Annotated in this window: 7 protein-coding genes; 4 read left to right on the top strand and 3 right to left on the bottom strand. The window is 31.0% G+C overall.

The window, feature by feature from the left end:
- The 4 genes from ACKGJY_RS03470 to ACKGJY_RS03455 all read left to right on the top strand — a co-directional run.
- A partial coding sequence (locus ACKGJY_RS03470; RefSeq protein ID WP_413972453.1) for a gliding motility-associated C-terminal domain-containing protein occupies positions 1 to 667 on the top strand: 667 nt, incomplete at its 5' end.
- A gap of 35 nt (positions 668 to 702) precedes the next feature.
- Positions 703 to 1,644: a type IX secretion system membrane protein PorP/SprF gene (locus tag ACKGJY_RS03465; protein ID WP_413972452.1), complete on the top strand. Its 942-nt coding sequence runs from the start codon at positions 703 to 705 to the stop codon at positions 1,642 to 1,644.
- A 57-nt stretch (positions 1,645 to 1,701) separates the two neighbouring features.
- The gene (locus tag ACKGJY_RS03460) at positions 1,702 to 3,600 is read left to right on the top strand and encodes an OmpA family protein (protein ID WP_413972451.1); all 1,899 of its coding nucleotides are present in this window, start codon (positions 1,702 to 1,704) and stop codon (positions 3,598 to 3,600) included.
- A 12-nt stretch (positions 3,601 to 3,612) separates the two neighbouring features.
- Positions 3,613 to 4,035: a DUF1573 domain-containing protein gene (locus ACKGJY_RS03455; RefSeq protein ID WP_413972450.1), complete on the top strand. Its 423-nt coding sequence runs from the start codon at positions 3,613 to 3,615 to the stop codon at positions 4,033 to 4,035.
- 598 nt (positions 4,036 to 4,633) lie between these two features.
- On the opposite strand, the gene ACKGJY_RS03450 is transcribed toward ACKGJY_RS03455, so the two are convergent.
- The 3 genes from ACKGJY_RS03450 to ACKGJY_RS03440 form a co-directional block, all read right to left on the bottom strand.
- On the bottom strand, positions 4,634 to 4,882 hold the full coding sequence (locus tag ACKGJY_RS03450; protein WP_413972449.1) for a helix-turn-helix domain-containing protein: 249 nt from the start codon (positions 4,880 to 4,882) through the stop codon (positions 4,634 to 4,636).
- 16 nt (positions 4,883 to 4,898) lie between these two features.
- The gene (locus tag ACKGJY_RS03445; protein ID WP_413972448.1) at positions 4,899 to 5,048 is read right to left on the bottom strand and encodes an SsrA-binding protein; all 150 of its coding nucleotides are present in this window, start codon (positions 5,046 to 5,048) and stop codon (positions 4,899 to 4,901) included.
- 496 nt (positions 5,049 to 5,544) lie between these two features.
- Positions 5,545 to 8,304 (bottom strand): M56 family metallopeptidase, encoded by a 2,760-nt coding sequence (locus ACKGJY_RS03440; protein ID WP_413972447.1) that lies wholly within the window; start codon positions 8,302 to 8,304, stop codon positions 5,545 to 5,547.
- Position 8,305: the final 1 nt, after the last annotated feature.

Below are 8,305 nucleotides of genomic sequence, written 5' to 3'. Positions count from 1 at the left end.
TTCGGAAGATTGTGATGATAACGATGCTACCAATACGAACAGCAACGTAAACGATATGGATTGTGACGGTACACCAGACGCAGAAGACTGTGCACCTAACGACGCTACCAATAGCAACTCAAACGTAAACGACGCCGATTGTGATGGTGTTCCAACATTGGAAGATTGTGATGATAACGATGCTTCAAATACTAACAGTAATGTTAACGATGCAGATTGCGACGGTACGCCAGATGCAGAAGACTGTGCACCTAACGATGCTACCAATAGCAACTCAAATGTAAACGATGCCGATTGTGATGGTGTTCCAACATCGGAAGATTGTGATGATAACGATGCATTTGTTGGAGATGAAGGATGCGAAGAGCTTGTTATTTATGACATATTAACTCCTGATAATGACGGTAAAAATGATGTATTCTTAATTGAAGGACTAGAAAGATATCCTAATAATACAGTACTGATATTTAATAGATGGGGTGTAGAAGTCTTCAGAGCTTCAGGTTACGGTAGTAATAATGTATTCTTTAGAGGTCTCTCTAGTGGAAGGGTGACAGTAACTCAAGAAGAGAAGTTACCTACAGGATCATATTACTATGTCTTAAATTTTGTCAACGATGAAGGCGAGACTATCCAAAAAGCTGGACCATTATACATCAAGAATTAAGAAATTAAAAATTTAGATAATCCCGAATCAAAGTGATGAAAAATTTAAGTAATAAAATAATTGTTGTCTTATTGTTATGCCTCTCGTTTATAGCAAAAGCACAGCAAGATGCCCAGTATACACAGTATATGTATAATACAATGACTATTAATCCTGCTTATGCTGGTACGAGAGATGCATTTAGCTTTACTGGATTATATCGTACCCAATGGGTTGGATTAGAAGGTGCTCCTAAGACAGCAACTGTTTCTTTTAGTTCTCCTATTTCCGAACGTTCAGGTCTTGGTGTGAATATTATTCAAGATGAAATCTTTATTTCTAAAGAAACCTATATTGATATTGCCTATAGCTACGCAATTCCTGTTTCCTATGAGGGAAAATTAGCTTTCGGAATTAAAGGAGGTGCGCAGTTACTAGATGTTGATACAAATAGATTACTTCAAGGTGCTTTTGACGATACAGATGTTAACGCACAAATAGATATCAATAACAGATTTTCGCCTCAAGTAGGTGTAGGTGTTTATTACTACGACACTAAATTCTATGTAGGTGTAAGTGCACCTAATTTATTAGAAACAGAACACTATAAACTTTCTGGAGATAGTTTTTCAAATTCAGGTTTGGCAAGAGAGCGTATCAATTATTATGCTATTGCAGGGTATGTTTTTGATATTCATTATGATTGGAAATTTAAGCCAGCAGCACTAGTTAAAGTAGTAGATGGTGCACCACTTCAAGCAGATGTTTCGGCAAATTTTATTTTCAGAGAGCGCTTAACTCTAGGAGCAGCTTATAGATGGAGTGCAGCTTTTAGCGCACTTGCTGGCTTTCAGATTAATGATCAGTTGATGCTAGGTTTTGCATATGATGTGGAAACCACAGAGCTTCAACAGTATAATAATGGTTCATTTGAGTTTCTGTTAAGATTTGAATTATTTAACCGAAAAAACAAACTCCTATCCCCACGTTTCTTCTAAAAAAAGATAAAATTTAATATGATGACTAGACAGTTTTATATACTAACAGTGCTTTTGATGGTGTCCGCTTTCGCGAAAGCGCAATCAAATAAAATAAATCGCGCTGAAAAATACTATAACGAGTATGCATTTCAAAAAGCGCAAGAGGCCTATGTTTTGGCACAAGATGAAAAGGTGAGTGATACTATTTATGCGAAATTAGCAGATTCTTATTACAATACTGCACAATATAAAAAAGCTGCAATTTATTTTGAAAAATGGTTTGGTATTGCTGAAAATAAAAAACCAGATTTTCTTTATAAATATGCAGTTTCTTTAAAATCTAGCGGTGATTATAAGCGTTCTAACGAGGTATATTCAGTTTGGGAAAGTTTGAATAAAAAAAAGTCTAATGACATTGCTTATCTTAAAAAAATTGAACAAAACTCGGAACGTTACACAATAGTCAATGAGGATTTCAACACTCCGCTATCAGAATTTTCCACGGCATATTATGGAGATAAGATAGTATTTGCTTCTAATAAACAGCGACGACGATTTAATAACAATATTCATACGTGGGATAATAATCCGCTATTTGAATTATATGAAGTTCCGGTAAATGAGAGAAAAGCAAATAGGGTAAAGAAAGTAAACGCTAAATTTAACACACGTTATCACGAGTCTACCGCTGTTTTTTCTATGGATGGGAATACTGTATATTTTACACGTAATAATTATACCAATAATAATTTTGAGGTAGATAGCACAGGAACAAACAGACTTAAATTGTATAGAGGGACACGTCAGGACAATGAAGATTGGATGGTAGAAGAACTTCCTTTTAATAGCAATGAGTATTCTGTAGCACATCCATCTTTAAATGCAGACGAATCAAGACTCTATTTTGCATCTGATATGCCTGGAGGCTTTGGGTATTCAGATATTTATTATGTTGAAATTACCGAGGACGGATTTACTAATCCAATCAATTTAGGTGATTCTATTAATACTGAAGGTAGAGATACCTTTCCGTATATAAGTGCAGATGGAAGATTATATTTTGCAAGTGATAGTCATTTAGGTCTTGGTGGGTTAGATATTTTTGTGACTGAAATTGATGATGACAATTTCAAAAATTCTATTGAAAATGTTGGTCGTCCTGTTAACAGTCCAGAAGATGATTTTGGTTTAATTATAGATACAAATACAAGTACTGGATTTTTCACATCTAATAGACCAGGAGGAAAAGGAAATGATGACATTTATTCTTTTACAGAACTAAAACCATTAGTTTTTGATTGTAATCAACTACTTAAAGGAGCTGTATTAAACGTTGATACTAATAAGGGTATTGAGGGTGCTACAGTTGTGCTTTTTGATAAAAACGGAGCTATAATAAATACCCTAGTTAGTTCTAATAACGGTGTGTTTGATTTTAGTACAATAGATTGTTCAACAGTTTATAGTATAGAAGCTTCAAAAGAGAAATTTGAGAAAGCTAAACCTAAAATGGTTATGGCTACTAAAACTAACAACGAGGTAATAGAAGTAGACATTCCTTTAACACCTATTCCAGAACCAGAACCTATTGTAGCTCTAGGTACAGATTTAGCTAAATTGCTTAATTTAAATCCTATTTACTTTGATTTGGATAAATCTTATATTCGCTCAGATGCGGAGATTGAACTACAAAAAGTAATCGATTATATGGCGCAATACCCTACAGTAAAAGTAGAAGTGCGTTCGCATACAGATTCTAGAGGTAGTGATAAGTATAACTTTAACCTTTCTGATAGGCGAGCAAAATCTACCGCAGATTATATCATCAAAAAGGGTGGTATAAATAGGTCTAGAATATCTGGTCAAGGTTTTGGAGAAACAGAATTACAAAACGGTTGTAGTAATGGAGTAAAATGCTCTAAAGCGCAACATCAATTGAATAGAAGATCAGAATTTATAGTAGTATCAAATTAAAAATGTAAAAAAGTGAAAAAAGTGTATTTAATATTAGTAGTTACTTTAAGTGTGCTAACTACTTCTTGTAAAAACGATGTAAAAGAAAATACAATGTCAGAACCTGTTCTGGAAACAGCATATCCTGCAATTAAATTTGATAAAACAGAGCACGATTTTGGTCCTATGAAACAAGGAGAAGAAAGACATACGACCTTTTATTTTACAAATACAGGTGTTGCCCCTTTAATTATTTCAGATATTAAAGCCAAATGTGGATGTACAGTACCTAATGATTGGCAAACGGGTCCGATAGCGCCAGGTTCAAGCAGCGAGTTTACAGTATCATTTAACTCACGTAGCAAAGAAGGCAGAATAAAACAGCCTATTACCCTAACAACTAATACTAAGAATGGATCAGAGCAAGTTGCTATTACAGCGACTGTCTCTTTATAATGTCCCCCAACCCCTGAGTGTTAAAAGAGCTTGCAATTATTGCGGGCTCTTTTTTTTTAGATCTTGTGTCTTTCGATTTTAGTCACTACAGTATTTATAATTAGTGCATTAATAATTTTGATTAAAATTGTTAAATGAATCAACTGTTTATTCAAATTGATCCGAAATAATTGCATTTATATTTTCAATAAAAAAAACTTTGTAATATCGAGATCACTAATAAAACTAAAATCCCAGCGTTAAAATTAAACTTTCTTTAATTTATAAATTGGGATTTTTAATTTTTAAAACGAAGCTTAGTGAGGATATGTAATCTTGTATTTACAAATTTCAAAATAAAAATATAAATAAGTGTTTTTTATTAAGCCTGCTCCAGTTTGCAAGAATATAAAATCCTATATCTTAAATTTTTTTTTAAGTGTTCTTACCACTTTAGATTATAAGTAAAAGTGTTTTATTTTTCACTGTAGAAGTTGATGATTATGTACTTTTTTAAGTATGGAAACTTCTAAAACGAAGTCAATTAGTAAATGAAATACATAATTCGCGTCAATCAATTACTAGTGTATAAAAAAGTATTATAAGAAAGAAACTAGTATTAATCAATACCATCTAGTGTGGGCTCTTCAATAATTTCTTTCATTATTGCTGCTTTAACTAAAAAATAAGTGTTTTTATCAAGTGATACCTCCAATTTAGAGCGTACTCTACGAATATATGTAGAAACTGTTTTTTCGCTTAATGGATTACCGTTTCGGTCGGTCATTATTTTTGCTATCTCCCTATTTTTTAAGCCTTTAGCGGCTAGTTCTAAGGCTATTTTTTCGTTTTTGCTTAATCTTTTCAATTGCTAATTTAATTTATTATAAAACATTTTTTGTTACATACCAACGCCAACCAATTATTGCTAATTGAAGTTTACTGGCCTTGTTTAGATCTAATTTTTTTTTAGAATAGCTTGGAAGAAATAATTTATTAACCTCCGCCAAAAATTTAAAAACTTGTTTTTTCACATTTCTGCAATTTACAACAAAAATAGTAAAACTTATTCTAGACTAAGTTTTACACTTTTTTGATTTTAAATATTTGATATAATTTGTAGTATTACATCAACTAAAAATTTGGCAAGTGTTATCATTTGTTTTGGTTTTAAAGGTTAATAATTATCAATGTTTTCTCAATATATAATTAGCCCTAGTGTTCGCCAAGTGTTTTCTTTAAAATCGATGAATTTGAATAGTGAATTGTAAGTAAAAAAAAGAAATAGGTTTCGGTAATTATGTGACTACCTTTATTTGGGTTTATAAATGAAATAAAAAAATAGTATTATTGTTTTAATTTGATATAATTATAGGGTGATTTAGGAGTGTTTTTTTGAGATCAAGGGGTATTTTGTTGAAAAATCATTGATTTTTGATGATATTGTCTTTTTTGATTAGAAAATTTAATAAAAAAGACACTCATGATAGAGTGCCTTGATTTAATAATTTATATTTGAGTTTAGTGGTTTTATTTTTTCTTTTTGGTTGTAATCTCAATTACTCCGTTTTTTCCTTTTTCACCGTATTTATCAATGGCGCTTTTATCTTTTAGCACATTTATTTTTTCGATATCATTTGTGTTTATATTTTTTAATCTTCTTTTTCGTTCTTTACCGTCTATAACAATTAAAGGTTTATTTTTTCCTGTATCTCTTATTTTGATGTTACTATTGTTTTCGCCTATGTCAATTATGATAATATCTTCGTCTATTTCACTATTTTCTTTTTTTTGAATTATAATAACATCATCTTTTGCTTTATCACCAAAAATAGATTGCGCTTCATTTTCTTTCATAATAGTAACACTATTTATTTGTTCTGTGTCAACTTCATTAAACTCCTCTTTACTTATTGCTGTACCATTAACTAAATAAACGGGCTTTTTACCATCATAAAGATCAATTGTTGTAATACTTGTTTTAGATAGTGCATCTTTTTTTTGTTTTTCAGATGTACTGACTTCTTGTTCATTAAGTATCACGTTTAAGATGGGTTGATCAGCTTGTACTTTGATAACTTTAACGTTAAACCCAATGTAGCTAAATACAAGCTCGTCATTTTCTTTTACTTTTATTTTATATTTCCCATCAAAATCTGAAATGGCGCCCTTTTTCGAATTCTTAACAATAATATTTGTTCTTGGTAAAGTCGTACCATTTATATCTTTTACTACACCAGAGATGGTAAACTCTTTTTGATTATTCAGTTCTAAATCATTTAATCTAGAAAAAGCATTTTTAGTGTTTTTTTCATTTGGAGAATATGATATGGAAGAATTTAAGGCGTACTCTGTTACTTTTTTGTTTTTCAGAGATTTAGAATATTGAATATTGCTACTTTGTCTTCCAATTGCTAATTTCCAAGGGCTTTTTTGTTTAGAATTTGAAGTTTTTCTTTGTTTATCAGTTGGCTTTTTTTTGCTTTTTTTATTCTTGTTAGCACTTTTAAAACTTTCTCTTGAAAACGTTGAAGGTCCTGTACTACTTAACTTTCCATTTTCAAAATAAGACACCGCAATTGGTGTAATAGGTGTGCCATTATGTTGTTGGTAATTTAATTTACGTCCGTTTTTAGATACTGCTGATATGGATATACCTATTATTGTATCATTTTCATTTCGTTTTACATCTTTAAAGGTTATTTCAATGCCATTTTTTTTAAGTCTTTTGACAACATACTTTAAGGATTTATCATCGTAATTATTTGAAATCAGATAAGATTTTCGAGATTCTAATACAAAAGTGCCACCATATGTAGGATCACCGTTTTTATTAATACTATAATGTGTCAATTCATTCATTTTAGGATAGTAATTGAATACTAAAGGTTTATCAATATTAGTGGTAATACCTTTAGATATTTTGCCTTTTCCTAGTTTTATAGAATAACTTTCTATTTTATCGTTTTCGTCTTTTTCAACAACTTCAAACTTTAAATCTATATTGTAATTATCTTTAAGTAACTTCTTTTTGGCCTCGATATCTGCAATTGTTGTAGTTTTATCAATGCGTATTTGAACAGTTTTTCCCAAATCCTTTTGAGCATTAATAAAGGATTGTGTATTAATGACAAATTTATTTTTTTTCTCAAAATATTGAATCACAACTGTTTCACTAGCCATTCCACCACCATTCCTATAACTGCCTTCAGCACCATTTTTTGTAATAGTAAAGTATATGGATGATACTAAGTTATCTTGTTTGCGTTGTAGAGATTTCAACTCAAAATTAAAGCCTTTCTCAGCTAGTTCGTCTTTAAATGTAATAAAATCCTCGTCGGTAAAAGTACTTTCAATTTCAAATTGAGAAATAGCATCACTCGCTACGGGTTGCGTGTTTTCTTTTTCAACAAAAACCTCTTTAGTATTAAAACTCATTAAAAACCATCCTAAAGCGGGTAATACTAAAAGGTATTTAATACGATTTATTTTCTTCGATTTTGACTTTTGTAACATAACGATTCGTTTTTTGATGAATGAATTATAAAAATTATTGCTCAAGGCTAATTGATGATTTGTAGCACAGGTTTTAAGCAATGTGTATTGATAGGCTTTTTTAGATTTTAATATGGTTAATGCATTATTATCAGCAAGAAACTCTAAGTTTTGCTTTAAACTTTTAGCGTATAGATGTATAAACGGATTAAACCAAAGTAAAATTGACGCTAGTTGAGCCACTAGTATATCTATTGAGTGCCTTTGATTAACATGCACTTTTTCGTGGGTGATAATCTGCTCCAGCTCTAAGGGACTAAATTGTTTTGGGTTATATACAATCCAATTAAAGAATGAAAAGGGCGGTGTAATTTCATCGTTAATAACATGGATGTATTTACCATTCCGTTCACTTTTATGTTTTGCAATAATTTTAGCAAGAGACACTAGTTGAATTATAAACCTGACTAAAAAAGCAGCCACTCCTACCAAATAAAATAGTAAAATATAGTCCATCAAGGCCAACCCCGAATCTCTTTGTTTCGCAGGTAACAGCTCTGGTAAAGCACTATGTTCTGTAGTAAAACCAGAAACATCAACTGGTGTATATTCTATTGTAACGGGTGTGTATTCAACATAGATAGGTATTGCTATTATTGGTAAAATTACAGCCAAAAATAAGCCAGAAAGTAAAAAAAACCGATTCGTTTTAAAAAAGGTTTCGTTTCTTAAAAACAAAAAATAGAGTACGTAAAATATAGCAATTACAGCGCTTGCTTTTAGTAAATATTCCATT

The organism is Hyunsoonleella sp. 2307UL5-6 (genome assembly GCF_047345485.1).
Lineage (GTDB): Bacteria > Bacteroidota > Bacteroidia > Flavobacteriales > Flavobacteriaceae > Jejuia.
This window is presented reverse-complemented; position numbering and strand designations above follow the sequence as displayed.

Coding starts and splice junctions, on each gene's coding strand:
- ACKGJY_RS03465 (WP_413972452.1), top strand. CDS start 703: ATGAAAAATTTAAGTAATAAAATAATTGTTGTCTTATTGTTATGCCTC.
- ACKGJY_RS03460 (WP_413972451.1), top strand. CDS start 1,702: ATGGTGTCCGCTTTCGCGAAAGCGCAATCAAATAAAATAAATCGCGCT.
- ACKGJY_RS03440 (WP_413972447.1), bottom strand. CDS start 8,304: ATGGAATATTTACTAAAAGCAAGCGCTGTAATTGCTATATTTTACGTA.